At 64.5% G+C, this 25,773-nt stretch carries 25 protein-coding genes and 1 pseudogene; 11 read left to right on the top strand and 15 right to left on the bottom strand.

Annotated elements, in window-relative coordinates; genetic code table 11:
- Positions 1-109: 109 nt before the first annotated feature.
- The 6 genes from ACVI1L_RS30835 to ACVI1L_RS30810 all read right to left on the bottom strand — a co-directional run bounded on the left by ACVI1L_RS30835 (position 110) and on the right by ACVI1L_RS30810 (position 4,999).
- On the bottom strand, positions 110-463 hold the full coding sequence (locus ACVI1L_RS30835; RefSeq protein WP_057017263.1) for a cupin domain-containing protein: 354 nt from the start codon (positions 461-463) through the stop codon (positions 110-112).
- 57 nt (positions 464-520) lie between these two features.
- The gene (locus tag ACVI1L_RS30830) at positions 521-730 is read right to left on the bottom strand and encodes a DUF2934 domain-containing protein (protein WP_057017262.1); all 210 of its coding nucleotides are present in this window, start codon (positions 728-730) and stop codon (positions 521-523) included.
- A 473-nt stretch (positions 731-1,203) separates the two neighbouring features.
- A complete protein-coding gene (gene gor, locus ACVI1L_RS30825; protein ID WP_456784623.1) occupies positions 1,204-2,589 on the bottom strand; it encodes a glutathione-disulfide reductase in 1,386 nt (461 codons plus the stop codon).
- A 215-nt stretch (positions 2,590-2,804) separates the two neighbouring features.
- Positions 2,805-3,335, bottom strand: a complete 531-nt coding sequence (locus tag ACVI1L_RS30820) for a DUF2059 domain-containing protein (RefSeq protein ID WP_057017260.1) — start codon at positions 3,333-3,335, stop codon at positions 2,805-2,807.
- A gap of 23 nt (positions 3,336-3,358) precedes the next feature.
- Positions 3,359-4,057: a ribose-5-phosphate isomerase RpiA gene (rpiA, locus tag ACVI1L_RS30815; RefSeq protein ID WP_456784622.1), complete on the bottom strand. Its 699-nt coding sequence runs from the start codon at positions 4,055-4,057 to the stop codon at positions 3,359-3,361.
- 108 nt (positions 4,058-4,165) lie between these two features.
- Complete coding sequence (locus ACVI1L_RS30810) at positions 4,166-4,999, bottom strand: SDR family NAD(P)-dependent oxidoreductase (protein WP_057017258.1); 834 nt, start codon at positions 4,997-4,999, stop codon at positions 4,166-4,168.
- A 76-nt stretch (positions 5,000-5,075) separates the two neighbouring features.
- Between ACVI1L_RS30810 and ACVI1L_RS30805 the strand changes: the two genes are divergently transcribed.
- The 6 genes and pseudogenes from ACVI1L_RS30805 to ACVI1L_RS30780 all read left to right on the top strand — a co-directional run bounded on the left by ACVI1L_RS30805 (position 5,076) and on the right by ACVI1L_RS30780 (position 11,664).
- Positions 5,076-5,756: an HAD hydrolase-like protein gene (locus ACVI1L_RS30805; protein WP_168858326.1), complete on the top strand. Its 681-nt coding sequence runs from the start codon at positions 5,076-5,078 to the stop codon at positions 5,754-5,756.
- A gap of 161 nt (positions 5,757-5,917) precedes the next feature.
- Positions 5,918-6,394: a hypothetical protein gene (locus ACVI1L_RS30800; RefSeq protein ID WP_456784621.1), complete on the top strand. Its 477-nt coding sequence runs from the start codon at positions 5,918-5,920 to the stop codon at positions 6,392-6,394.
- Positions 6,395-6,649: 255 nt separating this feature from the next.
- A pseudogene (gene moaA / locus ACVI1L_RS30795) lies at positions 6,650-7,685 on the top strand (GTP 3',8-cyclase MoaA).
- Positions 7,686-8,027: 342 nt separating this feature from the next.
- Positions 8,028-8,567: a TRAP transporter small permease subunit gene (locus ACVI1L_RS30790; protein ID WP_028334243.1), complete on the top strand. Its 540-nt coding sequence runs from the start codon at positions 8,028-8,030 to the stop codon at positions 8,565-8,567.
- Positions 8,564-10,165: a TRAP transporter large permease gene (locus tag ACVI1L_RS30785; protein WP_057017254.1), complete on the top strand. Its 1,602-nt coding sequence runs from the start codon at positions 8,564-8,566 to the stop codon at positions 10,163-10,165. Before ACVI1L_RS30790 ends, ACVI1L_RS30785 begins: the two co-directional genes overlap by 4 nt.
- Positions 10,166-10,464: 299 nt before the next feature.
- Positions 10,465-11,664 (top strand): M20/M25/M40 family metallo-hydrolase, encoded by a 1,200-nt coding sequence (locus ACVI1L_RS30780; protein ID WP_456784620.1) that lies wholly within the window; start codon positions 10,465-10,467, stop codon positions 11,662-11,664.
- Positions 11,665-11,697: 33 nt separating this feature from the next.
- On the opposite strand, the gene ACVI1L_RS30775 is transcribed toward ACVI1L_RS30780, so the two are convergent.
- From ACVI1L_RS30775 to ACVI1L_RS30745, 7 genes are all read right to left on the bottom strand, one after another.
- Positions 11,698-13,026: a sensor histidine kinase gene (locus ACVI1L_RS30775; protein ID WP_456784619.1), complete on the bottom strand. Its 1,329-nt coding sequence runs from the start codon at positions 13,024-13,026 to the stop codon at positions 11,698-11,700.
- 2 nt (positions 13,027-13,028) lie between these two features.
- Positions 13,029-13,703, bottom strand: a complete 675-nt coding sequence (locus ACVI1L_RS30770) for a response regulator transcription factor (protein WP_057017251.1) — start codon at positions 13,701-13,703, stop codon at positions 13,029-13,031.
- 388 nt (positions 13,704-14,091) lie between these two features.
- Positions 14,092-15,180 carry a TRAP transporter substrate-binding protein gene (locus ACVI1L_RS30765; protein ID WP_028334238.1) on the bottom strand — a complete coding sequence of 363 codons (1,089 nt, stop codon included), beginning with the start codon at positions 15,178-15,180 and terminating at the stop codon, positions 14,092-14,094.
- Positions 15,181-15,420: 240 nt separating this feature from the next.
- Entirely contained in the window at positions 15,421-16,509 is a 1,089-nt protein-coding gene (locus ACVI1L_RS30760; RefSeq protein WP_092084399.1) for a TRAP transporter substrate-binding protein, read from the bottom strand.
- Between the two features lie 308 nt (positions 16,510-16,817).
- Positions 16,818-16,967 (bottom strand): hypothetical protein, encoded by a 150-nt coding sequence (locus tag ACVI1L_RS30755; RefSeq protein ID WP_229160782.1) that lies wholly within the window; start codon positions 16,965-16,967, stop codon positions 16,818-16,820.
- Between the two features lie 293 nt (positions 16,968-17,260).
- On the bottom strand, positions 17,261-18,391 hold the full coding sequence (locus ACVI1L_RS30750; protein WP_057017247.1) for an Mrp/NBP35 family ATP-binding protein: 1,131 nt from the start codon (positions 18,389-18,391) through the stop codon (positions 17,261-17,263).
- Positions 18,392-18,448: 57 nt separating this feature from the next.
- The gene (locus ACVI1L_RS30745; protein ID WP_016843272.1) at positions 18,449-18,886 is read right to left on the bottom strand and encodes a VOC family protein; all 438 of its coding nucleotides are present in this window, start codon (positions 18,884-18,886) and stop codon (positions 18,449-18,451) included.
- A 203-nt stretch (positions 18,887-19,089) separates the two neighbouring features.
- On the opposite strand from ACVI1L_RS30745, the gene ACVI1L_RS30740 reads away from it, so the two are divergent.
- The 4 genes from ACVI1L_RS30740 (at position 19,090) to ACVI1L_RS30725 (ending at position 22,940) form a co-directional block, all read left to right on the top strand.
- Positions 19,090-19,962, top strand: a complete 873-nt coding sequence (locus ACVI1L_RS30740; RefSeq protein ID WP_076826435.1) for an NAD(P)-dependent oxidoreductase — start codon at positions 19,090-19,092, stop codon at positions 19,960-19,962.
- A 294-nt stretch (positions 19,963-20,256) separates the two neighbouring features.
- Positions 20,257-21,864 (top strand): sensor histidine kinase, encoded by a 1,608-nt coding sequence (locus tag ACVI1L_RS30735; protein ID WP_057017245.1) that lies wholly within the window; start codon positions 20,257-20,259, stop codon positions 21,862-21,864.
- A gap of 256 nt (positions 21,865-22,120) precedes the next feature.
- The gene (locus ACVI1L_RS30730; protein ID WP_028334232.1) at positions 22,121-22,324 is read left to right on the top strand and encodes a DUF1289 domain-containing protein; all 204 of its coding nucleotides are present in this window, start codon (positions 22,121-22,123) and stop codon (positions 22,322-22,324) included.
- Positions 22,325-22,349: 25 nt separating this feature from the next.
- Complete coding sequence (locus tag ACVI1L_RS30725) at positions 22,350-22,940, top strand: TIGR02281 family clan AA aspartic protease (RefSeq protein ID WP_253587164.1); 591 nt, start codon at positions 22,350-22,352, stop codon at positions 22,938-22,940.
- Between the two features lie 22 nt (positions 22,941-22,962).
- Here ACVI1L_RS30725 and catC read toward each other — a convergent pair whose 3' ends face one another.
- Positions 22,963-23,253, bottom strand: coding sequence for a muconolactone Delta-isomerase (catC, locus tag ACVI1L_RS30720; protein ID WP_253587165.1), 291 nt, complete (start codon positions 23,251-23,253; stop codon positions 22,963-22,965).
- Between the two features lie 87 nt (positions 23,254-23,340).
- Entirely contained in the window at positions 23,341-24,918 is a 1,578-nt protein-coding gene (locus ACVI1L_RS30715; protein ID WP_456784618.1) for a 4-hydroxyphenylacetate 3-hydroxylase N-terminal domain-containing protein, read from the bottom strand.
- Between the two features lie 252 nt (positions 24,919-25,170).
- Here ACVI1L_RS30715 and ACVI1L_RS30710 point away from each other — a divergent pair, with 252 nt between their 5' ends.
- Positions 25,171-25,731 carry a hypothetical protein gene (locus tag ACVI1L_RS30710; protein ID WP_456784617.1) on the top strand — a complete coding sequence of 187 codons (561 nt, stop codon included), beginning with the start codon at positions 25,171-25,173 and terminating at the stop codon, positions 25,729-25,731.
- Positions 25,732-25,773: the final 42 nt, after the last annotated feature.

The following is a 25,773-nucleotide window of genomic DNA, read 5'->3' as shown; positions in this document are numbered from 1 at the left end:
GAGTCATAATTTCGCATTCTCGCGACATGAATCGCGCGAGCTTTGCTCTTCAACTCGGATTCGCGGTCAAGATGATGGGTATCGCTTCGCTCCACCCATCCTGCCAGCCTCACACCACCTTCCGCGGCGCCGCCGTCGCAGCATCGCCCGTGTTCGGTGTCCCGGTCGGCTCGATCAGCAGCAGATGCACCTCTTCCCGCGCGACGGGGCGATGCTCGACGCCTTTCGGCACGATGTACATCTGGCCGGGCGTTAGCGTCACGGTGCGGTCGCGCAGCTCGATGTCGAGGATGCCTTTCAGCACGAGGAAGAAATCGTCGGTGTCGTCGTGCTTGTGCCAGACGAATTCGCCCTGCACCTTTACCACCATGACGTCGCAGGCATTGAATTGCGCCACGGTGCGCGGCGACCAGTGATCGCTGAATGTCGACAGTTTCTGCGAAAGATCGATCGCGCCGCTCATGATGCCTCCGGGTCCGGGCCAGCCTGCCGGACTCGTTAGCTCAGCCGCGCGACGCACTCAATGCACGCCCCTCAGCCTCTCCGGATATGTACTCGGCCCATTGTGCCCGTTGATGTCGCAAGGCGCTTCGCCGTTGGTGGCCCGCCGCGCCAGCAGTTCCTTTTCGGCCTGATACCAGAGCTGATCCATCTTGCCCGGCGGCTCGCCGGCGTCCTTCCATAATTCGTAGGCGCGGGTCCGGATCTCCTGCTCGGTTGGGCCTCTCATGCGCGGCTCCCTCAATTTGAGACATCAAACTGTTTGAGAGTGGAACGGACAGCATAGCGCAAGGTTCCAGGGTGCGCGAGACGGCCGCGCGCCGATGGCGCATCGCCTGTGCACAAGCGCCGTTGCGCAGACCATTCGCCGGAAACCGCGTTCGATTTGAGCGCGCGAAGCGGCCCTGAGGAAAAGTCCCGGGTGGATGTGCATGTCAACAAGGGTGCCCTAATTCCCGGGCACGAAGCGCGGCCGTCGGCGCCGGTCTTGCGGAGGCGCGCTACCCCTTCCGAGGTATGAAACCTTTGCCCCGCTTCCGCAGACAAAAACTCATCAGGATTTTGCCAACCTTCCTGGGGCTAGAGACAGCGCCGTCCGCATGTATTTTAAGCGGGCGGCGTTGGGCTGTCAGGCAGGGCTCATTCCCCGTTCCCCATCGCCAGGAGAACACCAGGACGGCAGCGCCGGCCTGCGGGCTACCGCTACTCCGCCGCCTGGCGCACGTGGCGCGCGGTGGGCGTCCGCATCGTCACCAATTCTTCGGAAGCGGTCGGATGCAGCGCGATGGTGGCGTCGAAATCGGCCTTGGTCGCCTTCATCTTGACGGCGATCGCGACGGCCTGGGTGATTTCGGCGGCGCCATCGCCGACGATGTGGCAGCCGAGCACGCGGTCGCTCGCGCCGTCGACCACGAGCTTCATCAGCACGCGGGTGTCGCGGCCGGACATCGTCGCCTTGATCGGGCGGAAATCGGTCTTGTAGATGTCGACGTGGCTGAACTGCGCCCGCGCCTCCTCTTCCGTCAGACCAACGGTGCCGACCTCCGGCTGCGAGAACACCGCGGTCGGGATCGTGGCGTGGTCGACCTCGACCGGGCGCTTGCCGAACACCGTGTCGGCGAAGGCATGGCCCTCGCGGATCGCAACCGGCGTCAGATTGGTGCGGTGGGTGACGTCGCCGACCGCATAGATGTTGTCGACCGAGGTCTTCGACCAGCCGTCGACCTGGATGCCGCCATTGGCGGGATTGATGGCGACGCCGGCGGTCTCAAGCCCGAGATTGGCGACATTGGGATGCCGGCCGATCGCGAACATCACCTGGTCGGAGGCGATGCTCGAGCCGCTCGACAGATGCGTGGTGAAGTCACGGCCGTGCTTGTTGACCTTCGCCACCGTGCAGCCGGTGATGATGGTGATGCCGCGCTTCTCCATCTCGGCGCGGACATGCTTGCGCACGTCCTCGTCGAAGCCGCGCAGGATGTTGTCGCCGCGATAGATCACCGTGACGTCGGAGCCGAAGCCGGCGAAGATGCCGGCGAATTCCAGCGCGATGTAGCCGCCGCCCTGGATCACGATCCGCTTCGGCAGCTCCTTGAGGTGAAAAGCCTCGTTGGAGGAGATCACGTGCTCGATGCCGGGCACGATCGGCCCGTGATTGGGCGCGCCGCCGGTCGCGATCAGGATGTACTTCGCCGTCACCTTCTCGCCGGTGGCGAGTCTGATGGTGTGGGCATCCTCCAGCACCGCGCGGGTCTTCGCGATCCGTGCGCCCGACTTCTCGACGTTGGTGGTGTAGGCGCCTTCGAGCCGGGCGATCTCCTTGTCCTTGTTGGCGACGAGAGTGGCCCAGTCGAACGAGACCTGCCCGATGCTCCAGCCGAAGCCGGCCGCGTCCTCGATCTCGTCGTGGACGTGGCTGCCGATCACGAACAGCTTCTTCGGCACGCAGCCGCGGATCACGCAGGTGCCGCCCATCCGGTACTCTTCGGCGACCATGACCTTCGCGCCGTAACCCGCGGCGATGCGGGCAGCACGAACGCCGCCCGAACCACCACCGATGACAAACAGGTCGACGTCAAACTCGGCCATGGTAAATCTCAACTCTAATCGCCGGAATTCGGCTTGATCAACTGCTTTCCCTCATCTTGAGGGCATCTAGTCTTTCACCGCCGTCATTGCGAGGAGCGATAGCGACGAAACAATCCATCTCTCCGCTTTTGGGACAATGGATTGCTTCGCTTCGCTCGCAATGACGTAGATAGTGCGGCGCACTCAACTTGACGCCCGTCATGCTGAGGCGTCGTTTAGATATCCTTGCCGCGCTTCTTCATCTCGGCCTTGAACTGGGCGTTGACGATCACGCCAAACTGCTGCGCCCACTGCTGCATATATTGCAGCGAATCGTTGATTGCCTTGGGCTCAGAGGTCAGAAGCTTCTGACCGAGCGGCGTCTTGTAGAAGATCACGAGATCCTTCAGCTCCTGCTCGGTGAACTCGGCGGCGTAGAGCTGCGCCATGCCTTCGCCGATTTCCTTCTCACTGCCACCCAGGTTCTTGGCGATGACGAGCGCGACCTCGTTGAGGTCCTTCTGGTAGTTGAGGTATTGCTGGAGCAGACCGGTCTTGGTCTTCTCGATGATTCCAGGAACGGCGCCGGCATACATCACCTGCACGTTCTTCATCTGAAGGATTTCCTTGGCGTACCCAATCGCCGCGGGGGTCGACTGCTTGACCTGGGGCATGGGAGGCAGCTGCGGCTGCTGCGCCATCGCCGGTGCGAGCGCCAGTCCAGCCGCCAGGGCCGCAGCCGACAAAAGTCCCGAAAAACGATTCATTCCAAGTCTCCTTGCTTGCGGCCTCATGGCCGTTCAACAACCCGAATTCCCTGCGCGCCGGCCAGCACGGCGACGCTGCCAAGCCCGATGAACAGGCCGTGTTCGACCACGCCCGGAATCACGCTGAGCAAATCGGCAAGACGCGGCGGATCGCCGATCCGGCCGAGATGGGCATCGACGATCCAGTGGCCGCCATCGGTGACAAAAACGTGACCGTCCTTGCCCTGACGGACCAGCATTTCGCCGGATACGCCGGCCTCTGAAAACGCCCGCGCCATCGCGGCCTGGGTCGCGGCGAGCCCGAACGGGATCACCTCGACCGGCAACGGAAAGCGGCCGAGCACGTCGACCCATTTGCTGTCGTCGGCGATCACGATCATGCGATCACTGGCGGCCGCGACGATCTTCTCGCGCAGCAGCGCCCCGCCGCCGCCCTTGATCAGGTTGAGCGCCGGGTCGATCTCGTCGGCGCCGTCGATGGTGAGGTCGAGATGGTCGATCTCGTCCAGCGTGGTCAGCGGAATGCCGCAGCGGATCGCATCCGCGCGGGTCGCTTCCGAGGTCGGCACGCCGATCACCTTCATGCCCGACCGGACCTTCTCGCCGAGCAGCTCGACGAAATGCTTCGCGGTCGATCCGGTGCCGAGCCCGAGCTTCATGCCGTCGCGCACCTCTTCGAGCGCGCGCGCCGCCGCCTGGCGTTTCAGTGCGTCCATGTCCACGTGCCGATAGCCCCTCGATTGGTCCGTTACGGGCCGCCATCGGGTGGCCCGGCGGGCGCATATCTAGCGTCGTTTTGCAGGCAGGAATAGCGGCAAGCGGACCAGTCTTTAGGCCGAAACGGCGTCCATCGCGGCCAAAATCGCCGAAAAGCGCTGTTCGACCTCGGCCCGCATCCCGGGGTGGGTGAAAATGTAGAACTGGTCGTCGCGGATCGCGGCCAGCACATGTCCTGCAACCGACGCCGGATCGAGACCGGCCTCCAGGCGTCGCGCGATCTCGGCGACGACAGCGGCCATCGGGCTTGCCGGATCGAGCTGACGGGTCGGGCCGTACTGCTCCGGGCGGTTGCGCCCGCTCTCGCCGATCCGGGTCCGCACAAAGCTCGGACAGAGCACGCTGACGCCGATCCCGAGCGGCCTGAGCTGCATGGCGAGCCCTTCGGACAGGCTGACGACGGCGAACTTGGTCGCCGAATACGGGCTCAAGCCAAGCCCGGCATTCATCCCGGCCATCGAAGCCGTATTGACGATATGGCCACCCTCGCCGTGCCCGCGGATGTGCGGCAGGAAGCTCCTGATGCCGTGCACGACGCCCATCAGATTGACGTCGATCACCCAGCGCCAGTCGTCGACCGAGATCGGGTCAATGCCGCCGCCGGCCGCGACGCCGGCATTGTTGCAGACGACATGGACCTTGCCGAAGGCGCGGAACGATGCCTCCGCCGCGCGATCGACGCTTAGGGGATCGGCAACGTCGCAGACCACGCCATGAGCATCCGCGCCGCCGGCGCGCAGCGCATCGACGGCCTTGTCCAGCGGACCGGCTTCAATGTCGGCGAGCATCACCTTCATGCCCTCGCGAGCAAAGGCGGTTGCCATCGCCAGTCCGATTCCGCTGGCCGCGCCGGTGACGAAAGCGGCTTTTCCGGCAAGTTCCCGCATCTCAGCCTCCCCTATCTCATGACGTGCCCACATCTACTCTTGCATCGCAGCGCCCGGCCCGATAGCCCAAAGCATCATGTCCGCCTCCTCTCCCCCCATCGTCGTATTCGATCTCGACGGCACGCTGGTCGACACCGCGCCCGATCTGATCGGCGCGCTGAACCACGTGCTCGACCGCGAGGGCCTGCGGCCGGTGCCGCTGGCGGCCGCGCGCAACATGATCGGCGCCGGCGCGCGCAAGCTGCTGGAACGCGGGCTCGAGGTGGAAGGACGCGCGGTCAGCGTCGGTGACCTCGACCGCTTGACCGCGGATTTCGTCGACTATTATGCCGAGCATATCGCCGACGGCTCGCGCCCGTTCGACGGGCTCGAGGCCGCGCTCGACCGGCTCGAGGCAAAGGGCCATCGCTTTGCGGTGTGCACCAACAAGCTGGAATGGCTGTCGAAGCTGCTGCTCGACCGGCTCGGCCTGACCAAGCGCTTCGCCGCGATCTGCGGCGCCGATACCTTCGGCATCGCAAAACCCGATCCGACGTTCCTGCGCGAGACGGTGGCCCGCGCCGGCGGCCGGCTGCCCGGCGCCATCATGGTCGGCGATGCTGGCCCCGATGTCGGGGTCGCAAGGCGCGCCCAGGTCCCGGTGATCGGCGTCGATTTTGGCTATACCGACGTTCCGATGACCGAGCTGAAGCCGGACCGGCTGATCAGCCATATGCGCGATCTGCCGGACGCCGTCGCCAGCCTGAGCGCGGCATAAACTTTCCGCAACACACTGATATCGCTTGGCAATATTTAGCCATGCGATTCCACCATTAACCATCCTTTAACGAGCAGGGCCCCCGCTGTTGCGCCTCTGTTCCGACGCACCTATGGTCCGCTCCGGGGATTGTGGCTGATTGCCGCAGTAGAGTGTGGATCATGCGTCGTATCATCGTAATTGCGGCCGCCGGGCTGAGCCTGGCCGGCTGCTCCTCTTTCTCATTGGATTCGTTCAAGTCGGCGCCACCGCCGATGCCGGTGCAGCTGGATTCAAACCCGCCGGGCGCCGACGCCGTGACCTCGCTCGGACCGGGCTGCAAGACGCCCTGCACTGTGTCGATCCCGGCGCCGGAGACCAACTTCTCCGTCACCTTCAACATGCCGAAGTTCCAGCCGGCGACCGTTCCGGTCACCGTGACCCGCGTTCCCGGCGACTTCACCACGCCGGCGACCACGACGCTGGATCCGAGTCCGGTGTTCGCTGAGCTGCAGCCGGCCGCACCGCCGCCGCGCGCGGCGAAGATGCGGCCGAAAAAGAAGAAGCCGAAACCGGCTGCCGCTGCGGCGCCTGCCGCCGCCGCTGCGGACTCCGCGTTCCCCGCCCCGAGCGCGGCTGCGCCGGCGCCGTCGCGCTAGCGCGGGCGGCCGAACCGCATTTGCACTGCACAAGAGCCCGGCCCAAAGCCGGGTTTTTGCATTTGGTCGAGACACATCCGCGATTGCGATCATGCATCGCGCGATCTGCCTCGCCTATCGCTTTGCATGCTGCGGATCATCCATACGATCATCCCTTGGGACGCATTGTGACAACGCGCCAACATGCATAGATTGCGGATGCCGGAGCCGATCACGGCGCGGCAGGCAGGAAACAGATTGCAAGGCCCGAACTGAATGAACGGATCCACGCAAGCACATTCCGACACGCTGTTTCGTCCGATGACCGATCCGTTCGGCCGGACCATCCGTTATTTGCGCGTCTCCGTCACCGACCGCTGCGACCTGCGCTGCTTCTACTGCATGTCGGAAGACATGACCTTCCTGCCGAAGGCCGATCTGCTAACACTGGAAGAGCTCGACCGGCTCTGCTCGGCGTTCGTCGCCAAGGGCGTGCGCAAGATCCGCCTCACCGGCGGCGAGCCGCTGGTCCGCCGCAACGTGATGGGCCTGGTGCGCTCGCTGTCGCGGCATCTGACCACGGGCGCACTCGACGAATTGACGCTGACCACCAACGGTTCGCAGCTGGCGCGCTTCGCCCAGGAGCTGGCCGATTGCGGTTGTGCGCCGCGTCAACGTCTCGCTCGACACCCTCGACCCCGTAAAATTCCGGGCCATCACCCGCTGGGGCGACATCGACAAGGTGCTGTCGGGCATCGAGGCGGCGCGGTCGGCGGGACTCGCGGTCAAGATCAACGCGGTCGCGCTGAAGAACCTGAACGAGGACGAGATACCGGCGCTGATGGAATGGGCGCACGGCAAGGGCATGGGCCTCACCTTGATCGAGGTGATGCCGATGGGCGACATCGGCGAAGGCCGGATCGATCAGTACGTGCCGCTGTCCTTGATGCGCGCGCGGCTCGAGAAGCACTACACGCTGACCGATCTGTCCGACGACACCGGCGGCCCCGCCCGCTACGCCCGGGTCGCCGAGACCGGCGGCAAGCTCGGCCTCATCACGCCGATGACCCATAATTTCTGCGAATCCTGCAACCGGGTGCGGATCACCTGCACCGGCACGCTGCACACCTGCCTCGGCCACGAGGACGCCTCCGACCTGCGCCGGCCGCTGCGTGCCTCCGCCGACAACGATTTGCTGGCGGCGGCCATCGACCGGGCCATCGGACTGAAGCCGAAGGGGCACGATTTCATCATCGACCGCCGCCACAACCGTCCGAGCGTCAGCCGCCACATGAGCGTGACCGGCGGCTAGTCTTCAAGCTCCCTCCCGACGCGCGGCCTGTCCCCCGATTACCAAGGCGGGACAACAGTTTGCCGCGGCGTCAATTTGTCCATTTTCCGATTGACGGCGTTCCATGGCGCTGATTTGGTGAATCAGCTTTCACGCTAGTCTGGCCAGCATAGGCCGCTGCCCTCCGTCGGCTCCTGTCGACGATTCCCGGCAGCCAAGAACGGCTGAAGCGGATTTCGGGGGAGGACGAACGTTTGCAACTGCTCCTGAAAGTGAGCCGTGGCTCCGTGCGCATGCGCGCGGCGGCCAGATGATGCTTGAAGAGATATTCGGCGCGCGGATGGCGCGACCGTGGAGATCGTGATGCGCCCATTGTTGGCATTAAGTCAGGCCATCGACCAACTCAACGAGAAGATCGGCTACATCTGCAACCTGCTGGTGCTGATCTCGTGCCTGGTCAGCGCCGGCAACGCCATGATCCGCTACGCGTTCAGCTACTCGTCGAACGGCTGGCTCGAGGCGCAGTGGTACATGTTCGCGATCCTCGTGATGTTCGGCGCCTCCTACACCTTCAAGCGCAACGAGCATGTCCGCGTCGAGATCATGTATCTGATGCTGTCCGAACGCGGCCAGCTCTGGCTCGACCTGATCGGAACGCTGTTCTTCCTGATCCCGGCCTGCCTCCTGCTCGCCTATCTGTCATGGCCGTTCTTCTACCAGGCCTATGCAGTCGGCGAGATGAGCGGCAACGCCGGCGGCCTCTTACGCTGGCCGATCAAGTTCGTTATCCCGTCCGGCTTCGTGATGCTTGCGCTGCAAGGCGTCTCAGAGGTGATCAAGCGGATCGCCGCGCTGCAGGGCTACGTGACCATCGACGCGAAGTATGAGAGGCCGACTCAATGATCACGCTGGAGATGATGCCGCCACTGATGTTCGGCGGCCTGATCGTAGCGATGCTGATCGGTTATCCGGTGGCGTTCACGCTCGCCGCGGTCGGCCTGTCGTTCGGGTTCCTCTCGATCTATCTCGGCTTCTTCGACCTCAACTTCCTGCAGGCGATCCCGGGCCGCATCTTCGGCAGCGTGCTGTCCAACGAGCTGCTGCTGGCGATCCCGTTCTTCACCTTCATGGGCGCGATATTGGAGAGATGCGGGCTCGCCGAGGACATGCTGGATTCGATGGGCCAGCTGTTCGGCCCGATCCGCGGCGGCCTCGGCTATTCCGTGATCATCGTCGGCTTCATCCTCGGCGCCATCACCGGCACGGTGGCGGCGCAGGTGATCGCGATGGCGCTGATCTCGATGCCGGTGATGATCCGCTACGGCTACAACATCCGCTACATCACGGGCGTGCTCGCCGCCTCCGGCACCATCACGCAACTTGTCCCTCCCTCTCTCGTCCTGATCGTGCTCGCCGACCAGCTCGGCAAGTCGGTCGGCGACATGTATCTCGGCGCCTGGGGCCCATCGGTGTTCCAGATCCTGCTGTTCGCCGGCTACACCTTCCTGCTCGGCATCTTCAAGCCGAGCCATGTGCCGGCGGTGCCGATCGAGGCGCGCACGCTGACCGGGTGGGCGCTGTGGAAGAAGTGCCTGCTCGGCATCATCCCCTCGGCGGTACTGATCTTCGTCGTGCTCGGCACCATGATGATGGGCCTTGCGACCCCGACGGAAGCCGGCGCCATGGGCGCGGTCGGCGCCATCGTGCTCGCCGCCATCCACCACAAGGATTTCAGCGCCACCGGCAACAAGGTGCTGATGGTCGGTGTGATCGCCGGCGGCATCGGCACCATCATCGCGATGCTCTACAGCGAGAACCTGCTCTTCAAGCTCGCCTTCGCGATCACCTACGCCGCGGTGGTCTGGATCTGCCTCGAGGCCGTCAAGATCCCGGACCTGCGCGACCTGATCAAGCAGGGCTACGAGACCACCATGCGGATCACCTGCATGGTCACCTTCATCCTGATCGGCTCGACCTGCTTCTCGGTCGTGTTCCTCGGCGTATCCGGCGGCACCTGGCTGGAGCACCATCTGACCTCGCTGCCCGGCGGCGTCTGGGGCTTCCTGATCTTCATCAACCTGTTCATCTTCTTCCTGGCGTTCTTCCTCGACTTCTTCGAGATCGCCTTCATCATCCTGCCGATGGTCGCGCCGATCGCGCAGAAGGTGCTGGCGCCGGTGGTCGGCCCCGACGCCGCGCTGATCTGGTTCGGCGTGATGCTCTGCGTCAACATGCAGACCTCGTTCCTGCATCCGCCATTCGGCTTCGCGCTGTTCTATCTGCGCGGCGTGGCGCCCAAGGAAGTGAAGAGCTCGGACATCTACTGGGGCGCAATGCCGTGGATCGGCTTGCAGGCGATCATGGTGGCGCTGGTGATCGCGTTCCCGGTCGTCGTCACCGGACTGCTCGACAAGCCGCTCGATGTCGACCTCAACAAGGTCAAGATCGAGGTGCCGCAGATCGACCTGCCGCCGCTCGACTTCGGACAGCCGAAACAGTAGCCCGGCATCAGCGCATTCGGCGTGCCCAGAGCATTTCGGTTCTGATTAAATCAGAACCGAAGCCCTGGATTCTCGTTTTGTCGCGTTTTCTTCACGCGAACCGGCGTCCACTTCGCTCGAAAACGCTCGCGGGCGCGAGGCACGCCGCTGTTGACGGCACCGGCGAGGCCTGTGAAGACGGGGATACGGATCGTCCTCCAACTCACAGATCGCCGCCATGCCCCAATTGCATCCCGCCCGCTCGCTCATTCGCCCGCTGATGCTGTCGCTTGGTCTGGCGCTTGCCGCGCCCGCAGCGCATGCAGCCGACATTCGCGCGCTGGCGCAACAGGAACAGCAGCCGCTGCTCGACACCCTGCGCGACCTCGTGCAAGATCGAATCCGGCAGCAAGGACATCGAGGGCCTGAACCAGCTCGCCGAGCGCGTCGCCGGCCAGCTCAAGCAGCTCGGCGGCACGGTCGATATCCTGCAGACCACCGATATCTACCGCCTCGACGACACGCCGGAGAAGATCGGTCCCGCCGTGCAGGCCGTCTTCAAGGGCACGGGCAGCGCGAAGATCATGCTGATCGCGCACATGGATACGGTGTATCTCAAGGGCATGCTGAAGGACCAACCCTTCCGCATCGATGGCGACAAGGCCTATGGGCTCGGCATTGCCGATGACAAGCAGGGCGTCGCCACCATCCTCCACGCCGTGGCGTTGCTGCAGAAGCTGAACTTCAAAAATTACGGCACGCTCACCGTGCTGATCAATGGCGACGAGGAGATCTCTTCGCCCGGCTGGCGCAGCACCATCACCCGCCTCGCCGCGGAACAGGATGCCGTGTTCTCGTTCGAGGGCGGCGGCACCGACGGCACGCTGCGCCTCGCCACCAGCGGCATCGGCTCGGCCTACCTCACGGTGCACGGCAAGTCGTCGCATGCCGGCGCCAGGCCCGAAGGCGGCGTGAATGCGCTCTATGAGCTGTCACACCAGGTGCTGCAGATGAAGGACCTGTCCAAGCCGGAGCAGGGCCTGAAGCTGAACTGGACGGTGTCCAAGTCCGGCACCAACCGCAACGTGATCCCCGCCGAAGCCACCGCCCAGGCCGATGCGCGCGCGCTCAAAATGGCGGATTTCGACGAGCCCGAGAAAGCCCTGCAGGACAGGATCAAGAACCGCCTGCTGCCGGACTCCAGGGTGGACGTGAAGTTCGAGGTGCGCCGCCCCCCGCTCGAAGCCAGCGACGCCTCGCGCCGCGTGGCCGGCCACGGCAAGACGATTTATCAGGAACTCGGCATGGCGCTGAACGTGGCCGAGCGGGCAACCGGCGGCGGCACCGACGCGGCATTTGCCGCCCTCAAGACCAAGGGCGCCGTGGTGGAAGGCATGGGCCTGTCGGGCTTCGGCGCGCACTCCAACGATGCGGAATACGTGCAGATCAACAGCATCGTGCCGCGCCTCTATTTGACCACGCGCATGATCATGGATCTGTCCGACGGCAAGGTGAAGTAGACCGGCAAGGCCGCGGCACGTTCGCGGGCCGGCTCAGGACGCCGCCGGCTCCGCCTTGGCGAGGCGGAAGCGCAGCGTGAACTGGGCGCCGCCGGACGGCAGGTTCTCCACCCTCACCGTCGCATCGTGATCGTCGACGACGCCGCGCACGATCGAGAGCCCGAGCCCCGCGCCGTCGGTGCGCTGGCGATCGCTGCGCCAGAAGCGCTGGAAGATCAGGCCCTGCTCGGCGGGCGCAATTCCCGGCCCGCAGTCGCGCACCTGCACCGAACCGTTGTCGTGCACCTCGACATCGACCGAAGTCCTCTCGGCGGTGTACTTGATGGCGTTCTCCGCCAGATTGAAGATGGCACGCTGCAGCATCTCCGCATTGCCCCTGACCTGCACCGGACTGTCGGTGCCGCGCAACGCGATATCTTTCCGCTGCGCCAGCGCGTAGGGCGCGATCGAGCCGACCACCTCGGCGCACACCGCGCGCAAATCCGCGGTCTCGCCGGGATCCAGCACCAGCGTGTCGAGCTCGGCGATCTCGAGCAGCTGGCTGACGATGCGGCTCATGCTCTCGATGTCGGCATGCAGCTCCCTGGTCCCCTTGGCCGCATCGAGCGTTTCGATTCGGGTCCTGAGGATCGCAAGCGGCGTGCGCAGCTGATGCGCGGCATCGGCCGTGAACTGGCGCTGCACGTGAAAGCCTTCCTCAAGGCGATCGAACGCCTGGTTGACGGCGGTCACCAGCGGCAGGATCTCGCTTGGAATCCCCTCCGTCGGCAGGCGGATATCGGTCCTTGCCGGTCCGATGCTTCTCGCCTCCTCCGAGGCCCGCAACAGCGGTGTCACCGCGCGGCGGAAGATCAGGATGTCGGTGGCAAGCAGGATCAGAAGGATCGGGATGGTGATCCAGCCAACCCGCCGGAAGAAGTTGGAGACGATGTCGTCGATGATGACGTCGCGATGCGACAGGTCCTCGGCGACCAGGATGCGCAGCGTCTGGCCGCCGAGCAGCTTGGTGACGCTGGCACCGGAAATCCGGTTGGCGGACGCCGGCAGTCGCGGCGCCTCGCGATGCGACGAGAACAGCAGATGACCGTCGGCATCGTAGATGTCGTAGCGGTAGCGGCCATAGGCGTCGGAATAGAGCCCCCTCAGGCTGTCCGGCAGGCTGAGCTGCACCTTGCCCGCGGCATCGACCGAGAGGTTCTGGCCGAGATCGGCGGCCTGGTCGCGCATCGCTTCGCGATGCAGCTGATTGATCTCCGAATTCAACAGCCACAGCAGCAGCAGCGGCAGGAAGATCGCCGCGACCGCGACCGCCACGATGTGCAGGAACACGATCCGCGACGTCAGCGACTTGAAGCGGAACACGCCTACTTCTCCTCCGCCATCAGATAACCGACGCCCCGAATGGTATGGATGATGACCCTGGCGCGGTGCTCGGTGAGCAGCTTGCGCAGCCGCGACACGTAAACCTCGACCGCGTTCGAGGCGACCTCGCCGGCGAGGCCGAAGATGTGGTCCTCGACATTCTTCTTCGGCACCACCCGCCCCTGCCGCCGCAACAGGATCTCCAGCACCGATGTTTCGCGCGCCGAGAACACGTGCGGAGCGCCGTCGACGAACACCTGCTTGCTCTCGGTGTCGTAGACCAGATTGGCGAGCTTCAGCGAGGAGCCGAGCAGCTGGCCGGGTCGGCGCAGGATGGCTTCGAGCCGCGCCACCAGCTCTTCCAGCGCGAACGGCTTCGCCAGATAGTCGTCCGCGCCGCTGCGCAGGCCACTGACCCGATCCTGCAGGCCGCCCCGCGCAGTCAGTACCAGGACCGGCAGCGGGTCGGTCTTGCGGCGAAGCTCCGACAACACCGACAAGCCATCGCCGTCGGGCAGACCGAGATCGAGGATCATGGCGGCATAACTTACGCTGCGCAGCGCATCGCGCGCCTCGGCAACGCTGTTGACGACATCGGACTCATATCCCGCCGCCATCAGCCCGCTGGCGAGCAGCCGCGAGAGCTCGACATTGTCCTCGACGATCAGAAGGCGCATCGCAGCAATCCTGACTTCATTCAATCGATCTTCTGCTTGCTGTCGTCAAAACAAGACGCATGCGAAGGTGACGTCTCGATGGCGACACAAGCGCATGTTGCTCCAGCTCGTGTTACTGCCCTGAAAACAGATACCGCCTCCCCGCTGCAATCAAAATCTACGCCAGGCGCCTTTGATTGCTCCCGTGTAAGGCTGACGTCAGCTAGCCATGATAACATAACGGATTGCGCGTTCGCGCCCGGAGATCGAGAACTGGCAGCTGCCGCCACGGCCAGCGACCGGCGGTCATGCGTCTTCGCAAGCCGCGTCGCGCCGCGGCCGCGATCGCGGCATGGAAAAGCCCCGGCGCTTTCGCTCCGAGGCTGATTTCCTGTCCAACTCGCAGCAATCACGCCTGCGAGTGGCGCGCCATGAAATTGTCGTAGCCGACCTCGGCGACCTGGAACCATTGATAGCCGTTGTTGGAGAACGAGGTCAGCGAGTCATAGACCTTCTTGAAGTTGGCATTGGTCGCGGAAACCTCGGCATGCAGCTCCTTGGCGGCCTTGAAGGAAGCTTCCATCACCGCAGGCGGGAACGGGCGCAGCTTGGTGCCGACCGCGAGCAGCTTCTTCAGCGCGATCGGATTGGCCTGGTCGTAGCGCGCCATCATCCAGTTGTTGGCGAGATGGCCGGCCTGCTCGAGCACGAACTGATAATGCTTCGGCAGCGCGTTCCACTTGTCGAGATTGATCATCGCCACCAGCATGGGGCCGCCTTCCCACCAGCCGGGGAAGTAGTAGTTCGGCGCGACCTTGTAGAAGCCGAGCTTCTCGTCGTCATAGGGACCAACCCACTCGGCCGCATCGATGGTGCCCTTCTCGAGCGCCGGATAGATGTCGCCGCCGGCGAGCTGCTGCGGCACCGCGCCGAGCTTCTGCATCACCTTGCCGGCAAAGCCGCCGATGCGGAATTTGAGGCCCTTGAGATCGTCGACGCTGTTGATCTCCTTGCGGAACCAGCCACCCATCTGGCAGCCGGTGTTGCCGGCGAGCAGCGAGGTGACGTTGTAGCTCTTGTAGAACTCGTTGAGCAGGTCCTTGCCGCCGCCCAGCATGAACCAGGCCTGGTTGAGGCGCATGTTGGGCCCGAACGGCACCGCCGAGCCGAAGGTGAAGGTCGGGTCCTTGCCGAAATAATAATAGGGCGCGGTGTGCCCCATCTCGACGGTGCCGTTCTGCACGGCGTCGAGCACCTGCAGGCCCGGCACGATCTCGCCCGCGGCAAAGGTCTGGATCTGGAATTTGTTGTCGGTGGCTTCACCGACCGCCTTCGCCATCAGCTCGGCGCCGCCGTGCAGCGTGTCGAGCGACTTCGGCCAGCTCGTCGTCAAGCGCCACTTGAGCTCCGGCATCGACTGCGCGATCGCGGGAGCTGCGACCGTGGCGGCGCCGGCGACGCCCAGACCCGTGACCTTGATGAAATCTCTTCGCTTCATTTGAATCCTGCCCTGTTCGATTGTGTTGTCCGAGCGTCGACTGCTTTCGATCGTCGCGCCGCTTTTCTTTTTGCCGTCATGACCGGTGACCGATCACACGCCGCCTTCGTGCCGAGGCTTCGGATGCGAGCATGGAGCATCCCCTTCACGAATGCCAGACGCAAAAAACCCGGCCTCCTTGCGGAGGCCGGGCAATGCGTTCGCGTCGCGCGAACGCTCGTCCAAAAGGCTAGACGCCGATCAGCCGCGGGTGCGCGAGCGGATCATGAAGCTGTCGAAGGTGTATTCGGCGACCTGCCACCACAGATACTGGTCGGAGCGGTACGCCTGCATGGCCTCGATCGATTTCTTGAAGTCGGCATTCTTGGCCGAGATTTCACCCCACAGCTCGTTGGTCGCCTTGAGGCAGGCCTCGAGCACCTCGTTGGTGAACGGACGCAGCTGCGTGCCGCCGGCAACCAGCCGCTTCAGCGCGGAGGGGTTCTGCATGTCGTAGCGCGCGGCCATCCAGCTGTTGGCGTTGGCGGCGCCGTTGGCCAGGATCGCCTGGTAGTTCTTCGGCAGCGCGTTCCACTTCTCCAGGTTGACGAAGGAGTGCACGGTCGGACCGCCTTCCCAGAAGCCCGGGTAGTAGTAGTACTTGGCGACCTTCTGGAAGCCGAGCTTCTCGTCGTCATAGGGACCGACCCACTCGGCCGCGTCGATGGTGCCCTTTTCGAGCGCCGGATAGATGTCGCCGCCGGCGAGCTGCTGCGGCACCACACCGACCTTCTGCAGCACCTGGCCGGCAATGCCGCCGATGCGCATCTTCAGGCCCGACATGTCGGCGACGGTCTTGATCTCCTTGCGGAACCAGCCGCCCATCTGGGTGCCGGTGTTGCCGGTCGGGAAACCGATCACGCCGAACTTCTTGAAGAACTCGTTGCCGAGCTCCTGGCCACCGCCCTGATACCACCAGGAGTTCTGCATGCGGGCATTGAGACCGAACGGCACCGACGCGTAGATCGCGAAGGTCGGGTCCTTGCCGACATAGTAGTAGGCGACGGTGTGCGACATCTCGACCGTGCCGTTGGAGGTCGCGTCCAGCGCCTGCAGGCCGGGGACGACCTCACCCGCCGCGAACACCTGGATCTGGAACTTGTTGTCGGTCATTTCGGCGACGTACTTCGACAGCTCGACGGCACCGCCATAGATGGTGTCCAGCGACTTCGGGAAGCTCGAGGTCAGGCGCCACTTGATTTCAGGCGAGGACTGCGCGATCGCCGGCGCGGCAACCGCCGTCGCGGCAGCACCGGCCGCAGAAACTTTCAAAAAATCACGACGCTTCATCGTAAGACTTCTCCTTCAGGGGCGTTTCCCAGTGACCGCAAGCAGTTCTCCGGCAGGCGCTTGAAAGGCTTGCCGAGGCGCTCTGGGTCGGCCCTTTAACACGGAAGGCGGCGTCACGGAAACGCGACAATGGCATGACCGCGCCAATTAAACGAAAGTCTGATGAGGCTGGAAATCAGCCGGAAAATGCGCCTTCAGGCAGCGACGATGGCGCCTGGCAGGTGGCCGCGGAGCTGCCGCCGACCGCGCGGTAAATCGCCGCGTGCGGACCGTCCGGCCCGCTCTCAACCACCGGGTTACGGGAGCAATCAGCGCCGCGTCGTCGCCCGCGCCTTCTTGGCTTGATCAGCCAAATACCGCCCGCGCCGGATCCAGCTTTGCGCGGTTGTCTTGCTGACACCATACGTCTTGGCGATCACCTCGGCAGCCTCGCCGATCGAGTCGGATTTCTTGGCCATGTTGAATGCCAGCCGGGAGGCCTCTGCGCGCTTCTCCCGCGTCAGATGTTTGCGGTGCTGCTTGTTTGCTTCGCGTGATGCTGCCATGTCGATGGTCGCCTCACGGCCCCTTCCCGCAGTTTTGGCTTCACCCGTGGCCGCCTTCCGCTGATCGAAGGGTGGTACGATTCGGCCACTCCTGCATAAACATACAGGCCGGAACCGATTCAGCAATCGTCCAAAGGCCACGGGCCTGTGAAGAAAGCCCGCCGGGCTCCCGACGCTTCGCGACCAATCGGCCCAGCAGCGCAGGCTCAGGCAGCCGCGATGACGCCTTGCAGCTGCTCACGGACCTTGCCGCCGATCGCGCGGTAGATCGCCGCGTGCGGGCCGTCCGGTTCGCTCTCGACCACCGGGTTGCCGGCATCGGAGGCGGTGCGGATCGCGATGTGCAGGGGGATCTCGCCGAGGAACGGCACCCCCAGCTTCTCGGCTTCGTGGCGGGCGCCGCCATGGCCGAAGATATCCGAGCGGGTGCCGCAATGCGGGCACTGGAAATAGCTCATGTTCTCGACGATGCCGAGCACCGGCACGCTGACCTTCTTGAACATCGCAAGCCCGCGCCGGGCGTCGATCAGCGAGAGGTCCTGCGGGGTCGAGACGATGACGGCGCCCTTGAGCGGAACGTTCTGCGCCAGCGTGAGCTGGGCATCGCCGGTGCCGGGCGGCATGTCGACCACGAGCACGTCGAGCGTGCCCCAGGCGACGTCGCGCAGCATCTGGGTGATCGCCGACATCACCATCGGCCCGCGCCAGATCATCGCGGTGTCCTCCTCGACCAGGAAGCCGATCGACATGATCGACAGGCCGAAGCGCTGCAGCGGGACCATCTTCTTGTCGTCATTGAGCTGCGGCTTCTCGCGGATGCCGGTCAGCCGTGGCACCGACGGGCCGTAGATGTCGGCGTCGAGCAGCCCGACGCGCAGGCCGAGGTCGCGCAGGCCGAGCGCGAGGTTGAGCGCCGTGGTCGACTTGCCGACGCCGCCCTTGCCGGAGGCGACGGCGATGACGGCGGAGATGCCGGGGATCTCGGCCTGCCGGGCCATCGGCGATTGCCCGCCGGGCGGATGCGGATGGCGATGGGCGGACGCCGGCGGGACGCCGCCGGCCGGCCGCGGCGCCGGTGCCGCAGCGCCCGCCTTGCGCTCGGCGGTCAACGCGATCATCGCGACGCTGACGCCGGGGATGGCGCGCACGGCATTCTCGGCCTGCGCACGCACGCTCTCCCAGGCGCGGGCCTCCGCGGCGTCGACATTGATCGAGAAGAACACCTTGCCGTCGGTGACCGTGATCGCCGACAGCACATTGGCGTTGGTCAAGGCTGTGCCGCGTGGCGACATCACCTTGGCAAGGCAATCGAGGACCTGTTGCTGCGTCACGCTCACCGCGCATCTCCTGGAAAGTTCAAGAGACCGACCCATAGAGCGTTGCAGCGCAAAAGGCTACCTCGCTCCGACGTCGTCCCGCCGCTCGGCCGGCGCGGCGGAGCCGCCTTCCTTGGCGGCCTCGTAGTTCAGCTCGATCATGACCCCGTTGGGGTCGTTGACGAAGATCTGCCAGAGATCGCCGCCGGGAACCTGGCGCGAGTCGAATTCCATGCCCTTGGACTGAAGCCGCTGCCGCATCCCATCGAAGCCCTGGCTGGCAAAGGCGACGTGATGGACGACGCCCGAGTCAGGCTTTTGTGCCTCGTCGGTCGCCGAAATATCGACCAGATGCACGACCGCCTTGCCCTCGCTGTACATCCACGCACCGGGGAACGCGAAGTTCGGCCGCGCGCCCTTTTCCAGGCCCAGGATGTCCTCATAGAACCGCACCGTGGCGGAGAGATTCCGGGTCCGGATATTGAAATGATCGAGCACACCGACGCTCATGCCCATGCGATACACTCCCTTTTTTGTGAAGTTCGTTGGTGGCCCAATCCTAGCACAAAACCGGGTTCTGCCATCCCACCAAGGCCGTTGCCCTCCGCTGCACAGGGGGTATGGTGCGGCTCCTTCCATGGACGGAATGCCCTGCCCGCCGCGACGTTTTCCGGCGGTCTCAAGGGGCGATCACCACGGCAAATCACAAGGTAACAGATATGGCTAAAGTCGCTTTCCTCGGTCTCGGCGTGATGGGTTTCCCGATGGCGGGACACCTCGTGAAAAAAGGCGGCCATGAGGTCACCGTGTACAACCGGACCGCGGCGAAGGCGAAGGAATGGGCCGACAAGTTCGGCGGCAAGACGGCGCCGACCCCGAAGGCCGCCGCCGAAGGCCAGGATTTCGTGATGTGCTGCGTCGGCAACGACAACGACCTGCGCGCGGTCACGATCGGCCCCGACGGCGCCTTCGCCGGGATCAGGAAGGGCGCGACCTTCGTCGACCACACCACCGCCTCCGCCGAGGTCGCCCGCGAGCTCGATGCTGCCGCCACCAAGGCCGGCTTCAAATTCGTCGACGCGCCGGTGTCGGGCGGCCAGGCCGGCGCCGAGAACGGCGTGCTGACGGTGATGTGCGGCGGCAGCGAAGACGCCTACGCGGGCGCCGAGCCGATCATCACCGGCGCTTACGCGCGGATGTGCAAATTGCTCGGGCCGGCGGGCGCCGGCCAGCTCACCAAGATGGTCAACCAGATCTGCATCGCCGGTCTGGTTCAGGGCCTGTCGGAGGGCATCCACTTTGCCAAGAAGAGCGGCCTCGACGTCGCCGCCGTGATCGAGACCATCTCCAAGGGCGCGGCGCAGTCCTGGCAGATGGAGAACCGCTACAAGACCATGAACGAGGGCAAGTACGATTTCGGCTTCGCGGTCGAGTGGATGCGCAAGGACCTCTCGATTGCGCTGGCGGAGGCCCGCCGCAACGGCGCCACCCTGCCCGCCACCGCGCTGGTCGACCAGTTCTATGCCGAGGTCGAGAAGATGGGCGGCAAGCGTTGGGACACGTCGAGCCTGCTGGCGCGGCTGCAGCGGTAACACTTCCCACCATTTCGTCATGCCCGGGCTTGTCCCGGGCATCCACGTCTTTGGATCCACGAGAAGCAAGACGTAAATGGCCGGGACAGCCCGGCCATGACAACATGGAATTTGTCGGACCGGCGTGCGCGTGTGCGCCCGCCATCGCACAACAGCGGGACCCCCGCGCAAAAGTTAATTTAACTCCCCGTTTACGCTTTTCCTTAGCTCTTTAAGGCAACGCTTAATGATTTAGCGTCACAGATAGACAATGCAAAAAGCCCGCGCGGTTCGTGGGCAGGATTTGTGTTGTTGATGAGTAATCCCGCAGAAAAGCCTGAAGTTGTAGCGCTTCCGGCAGGACCTCAGGTGACGGTGCCGGTGAACAGCCGGCGCGTCGCCGCGCAGCGGGTGCGCGAGGCGCGGGATCGGTTAACGTCAACCAGTGGAACCCGCCCGGCGTTCGACGCCGAACTGCTCCGTCAATACGCCCAGACCCGGATCTCGGCGTCCTACGTCGTGATGCTGCTCGTGGTGGCAACCGGCGTGCTGTTTGGCCTCTGGATGAAGCCGATCGTGGCCGGCGCCTGGACGGTCGGCATCCTCTGCGTCCATCTCGCGATCATCCGCAGCTGTTCCCGCTTCCTCGCCGAACCAACCTCGGTCGCGGTCACCCGCAAATGGCGGACCCGCTTCGTGCTGCTCGACCTGCTCTACGGCCTGTGCTGGACCGCGATCCTGATCCACCCCGCCGGGCGCGATCTCGCCTCCAACACGCTGATGATGTTTTTGATGCTGCTGGTGATCGCGGTCTCCAGCATGCTGGCCGCGAGCCTGCCGATCGCGGCCCTTGCGGCAACGGTTCCGGTGACGGTCGGGATCGCGCTCGACCTCGTGCTCAATGGCGCGTTCGACAATTACGTGCTGGCACTGCTGGCGCTTGCGGCCGAAGGTTATTTCGCCCTGCTCGCGCACCGCCTGCATTCGACCACGCTGGCGACGCTGGAGGCCCGCGCCGAAAAAGATGCGCTGATCGGCGAGCTGGAACAGGCCAAGGCGATCTCGGACGAGGCGCGGCACCGCGCCGAGTCCGCCAACGTCGCCAAGTCGCGCTTCCTCGCCCAGATGAGCCACGAACTGCGCACGCCGCTCAATGCGATCCTCGGCTTCTCCGAGGTGATGAAGAGCGAGATTTTCGGCGCCCACACCGTGCCGGTCTACAAGGAATATTCCGCCGACATCCATAATTCCGGCGTGCATCTGCTCAATCTCATCAACGAGATCCTCGACCTGTCGCGCATCGAAGCCGGCCGCTACGAGCTGAACGAGGAGGCCGTGGCGCTGGTGCATGTCGTCGCCGATTGCCACCATCTCCTGAAGCTGCGCGCCTCCAGCCGCGGCATCACCATCCACGAGGTGTTCGAGCACGGCATGCCGAGGATCTGGGGCGACGAGCGCGCCATCCGCCAGGTCGTGCTCAACCTGCTCTCCAACTCGATCAAGTTCACCCCGCAGGGCGGCGAAATCTGGCTGAAGGTCGGCTGGACCGCGTCGGGCGGGCAATATCTGAGCGTCAAGGACACCGGAAGTGGCATCGCCGAGGACGAGATCCCGGTCGTGCTGGCCTCCTTCGGCCAGGGCTCCAACTCGATCAAGTCGGCGGAACAGGGCGCGGGCCTTGGCCTGCCGATCGCGAAAAGCCTGATCGACATGCATGGCGGCACCTTCACGCTGAAGTCGAAGCTGCGCATCGGCACCGAGGTGATCGTGACCTTGCCGCCGGAACGGGTGATGAGCGCGCTGGCGCCAATGGCGGAAGAAGCACCGCCGATGCAGCCGCCGGAGCCCGTCGAGCCCGCGATGGGCGCCGACCGGAAACGCGTGCGCCGCAAGTCGATCATGAGTGCCGGCACCGGATTGTAGAGCATGTCGCGGAAGATCGTGACGCGGTTATCACTAGAGCCCTTTCCGTTCCGATGGATTCGGAACGGGGCTCCAGATTTTGGCTCTGACGCGCTTTCTTTACGCGAACCGGTATCCACTTCGCTCGAAAACGCTCTGGCAATAAACCCAAGGCGTTCGCGCCGGGACCATGCTCGCGACAAAAAGCCGAGGCGTGATGCAGCATCCCACGTCAACCGGCTTGCACCGGCCGCCGAAACCGTTCAACACTTGAACAATGAGCTCAGAGACGCCGTGTATCGCAGTCTGCATGATGGACCCCAGAACGAAGCTCTGCTTCGGCTGTGGCCGCACGCTTCCGGAGATCGCGCGCTGGCACAAGATGGACCGCGCGGAGCGGCTGTCGGTGATGGCGACGCTGCCGGCACGCATGGCCGAGGCTGGGCTCGAGCGCATGGAGCCGCGTCCGAAGCGCGCGTGATCGGCGTTGCGGCGGGAGTTGCGCCGTGACCCGTATCCTCCTCGTCATCGTGCTGCTGATGGCAACCGCCGGCGCGGTCGTCGCCTATGGCGACCCCGAGCAGATTGCGCGCGCCAGGGAGAATCTGACCCAGATCTTCGGCCGCAGCATCACCGCCTCAGCCTCGACCTCCAGCTCCGTCCCCGCGGTGCAGATCGCGCGCGGCCAGGGCGGCGAGTTCGCATTCCGCGCCAAGATCAACGGCGTCAGCGCCCCGATGGTGATCGACACCGGCGCGACTTCGGTCGTGCTCACCTGGGAAACCGCGAAAGCGATCGGGCTGCCGATCGATATGCTCGAATACAATGTCGACCTTGAGACCGCCGGCGGTCACACCAAGGCGGCGCGACTGACGCTCGACCGGCTCGCGGTCGGCAAGCTGGTCGAGAAATCGGTGCCGGCGCTGGTGGTGCAGCGCGGGCAGATGAAGACCAACCTGCTCGGCATGAGCTTCCTCGATCGGCTCGAGAGCTGGGGCGTCCGCGCTGACACCTTGAGCCTGACCGGCTACCCTGACGTCACCGGCAGCATCAACACCTCAAGCCGCCACCGGCGTCCGCGGACGGCCGTCGACTAGCGGGACGGCGCCTACCCCACCGCTACCGGTCGTCGTCGTGGATCGACGACGGATGCCGGCACAGCGGCGTGACCTGGATCTCCATGAACGGAAACAGCGGCAGGCTCGACAGGATGTCGTGCAATTCCTGCGCGCCTGACACGTCGAAGATGCTGACATTGGCGTAGCGCCCCGCCACCCGCCACAGATGGCGCCAGGCCCCCGTGCGCTGCAGCTCCATGGCGCGGACGCGTTCCGCCTGCTTCAGAGCGTCGACCTTCTCGACCGGGAGATCGTGCGGAATCCGCACATCCATTTCGACGTGGAACAGCATGGCAAGTGAACCCCTTCTGCGACAAGATGGAACGGCGTGGAACCGCCACGCAACTGTGGCGGCTCCATTGATCCGTCTAACAGATCGTCAGCCCTGCACCAGACCGCGGCTGACGAGGTTGATGTCGTCGGGGTTGACGAGGTCCTTCGCCGTCCAACCGGAGACGTCGTAATCGCTCATGCAATTGCGGACGAAATCCTGCATGGCGCCGAGATCGCCGGTGGCGCTCGCGGCCATCAGCGTCTCGACGCGCAGGTTCTCGTAATTGCCCGCATAGTTGCGCTCATAGAGCTCATGCCGGCCGCCGAACTCGGAGCCGACCGCGTCCCAGAGCAGCTTCAGCAGCTTGATCCGGTCGATCGCGGCATAGCCGTTGGAGCCGCGCACGAAGCGGTCGAGATAGGGCCGGATCGCCTCGCTCTCCAGATCGGCCGAGCTCGACGGCAGATAGATCAGGCCGCTCGCCACATGACGCTCGATCAATTCCTTGATCCGCGGATAGGCCATCGGTGCGAACACGCGATAGGCCAGCCCGTAGTTCAGATTCGGCAGATTGTAGCCGTCGGTCCCCTGCCAGGCGATCGGCGACTTCACCATGGCGTCCGCAATGCCGTGGAACAGATTGCGCCAGGCGATCACCTCGCCCACTGCCGTCTGCACGCCGCGAAAATCCTTGGACCCGGTCGCCTCGACGGCCATCGAGAACAGGCCGGCGATGAAGTCGAGCTTGACGGCAAGCCGCGTCACGCCGTGCAGCGTGAACCGCGGGATGAAACCCGAGGCCGGGAAGAACTGGTTGATCTTGTCGACATCGCCATAGATGAAGACGTTCTCCCAAGGCACCAGCACCTTGTCGAACACGAGGATCGAGTCGTTCTCGTCGAAGCGGCTGGAAAGCGGATAGTCGAACGGCGAGCCGGTCGCCGCCGCCGTGAATTCGTAGGACGAGCGGGCAATCAGCTTGATGCCCTTGGCATCCATCAGCGCCGTGAAGATCAGCGCGAACGACTTATCCTTGATCGGAATACCGTAGTGGGCGATGAAGTTGTAGTGCGTCAGCGCCGAGCCGGTCGCGACCACCTTCGCGCCCGAAACGATCAGGCCGGCGTCTGTCTCCTTCTCGACATGCATGAAGACGTCGCGCACCTCCTCGATGGCGCGGTCGCGATCGATCGGCGGATTGACGATGGCATGATTCCAGAAATCCAGACGCTCCTGGGTCCGGGCATACCACTTCTTCGCATTGCCGGCGTAATCGCCATAGAAGCTTGAATTCGCCCCCAGCGTGCCGAGGAACGACGCCTTGTAGTCCGGCGAGCGGCCCATCCAGCCGAACGCAACCTTCTGCAATTCGGCAATCGCATCGCGGCCCTTGACGAGGTCGTCGGCCGTCTTCGAGCCGAGGAAGAACGGATGGGTCAGCTGTCCCGAGCCGGTGTCGGTCAGGACGCCGATCTGATCCTTCTTCTCATGGAAACGGTCGTACCAGCGCGCCACCATCCGCGCCGAATTGCGGAAAGCGGGATGCTGGGTGACGTTCTTGACGCGCTCGCCGTAGATGTAGATTTCCCGGCCGTCCTGGATGCTGTCCAGGAATTCCGCACCGGTATAGACGCTGGTGGTCGACGCTGGCACGTCGGCCCGTAGGGCAGCTGCAGTAGTCATGGGCTTCTCCTCCGCTTGTGTCGTTGGACCGGCGGCGTTGCCACACCGGCCTTAAGACCATCTCGTCACGCTCTTGGACGGCGTGACATCGGAGGAAACGCTACGCGCTCACCCGAAGCGGGCGAAAGGTATCACACCATACCGCGCTGACCGGCCCGGCTCGGGCTATGACTCGATGGCACGGACCGGATGGCAACAATCGTTCGGCCAGCGCAACGCCGCAGCTAATGCAGCACGGCAAGGGAGCGAACCATGGGCAGGGGTTTTGACAGCAGCGCTGTCGCTTTCCATCGCGATGGGGAATTGGCCCTCGACGCCTGCGTCGTGACCATCGGCGCATTTGACGGCGTCCACCGCGGCCATCAGGAACTGCTGCGGCAGACCATCGCGGCAGCGCGGCGCCGCGGCATTGCAGCCGTGGTCTACACCTTCGATCCGCCGCCAAAAGTGTATTTCGGCCAGGCCGAGCCGCTGATTTCGCTTCGCGAAAAGCTCGAGCGCATCGCAACCTTCGCGCCCGACCACGTCGTCGTCGCCGATTTCAACCAGATCTACGTCCGGCGCACCGCGCTCGATTTCCTCGCCGAATTGCAGCCTCTGCGCCACGCCAAGTCATCGTCGGCGAGGATTTCCGCTTCGGGTCCTGCAAGGGCGGCAGCGCGCTGCTGCTGCGGCAGCACTTCAACACCCGCATCCTTCCGCCGGTGCGCTGCGGCAATGGCGAGATCGTCTCCAGCAGCCGGATTCGCGCCTTGCGACGATCCGGCCTTGCCGCCGCCGCAGCGACGCTGGAAAACTGGCGAGATATCGTGACCGCGCCACCGGCCAACCGATCCGGTTTGGCCCAACTGGAGG

This window comes from Bradyrhizobium sp. USDA 4516, from assembly GCF_054055915.1.
This window is presented reverse-complemented; position numbering and strand designations above follow the sequence as displayed.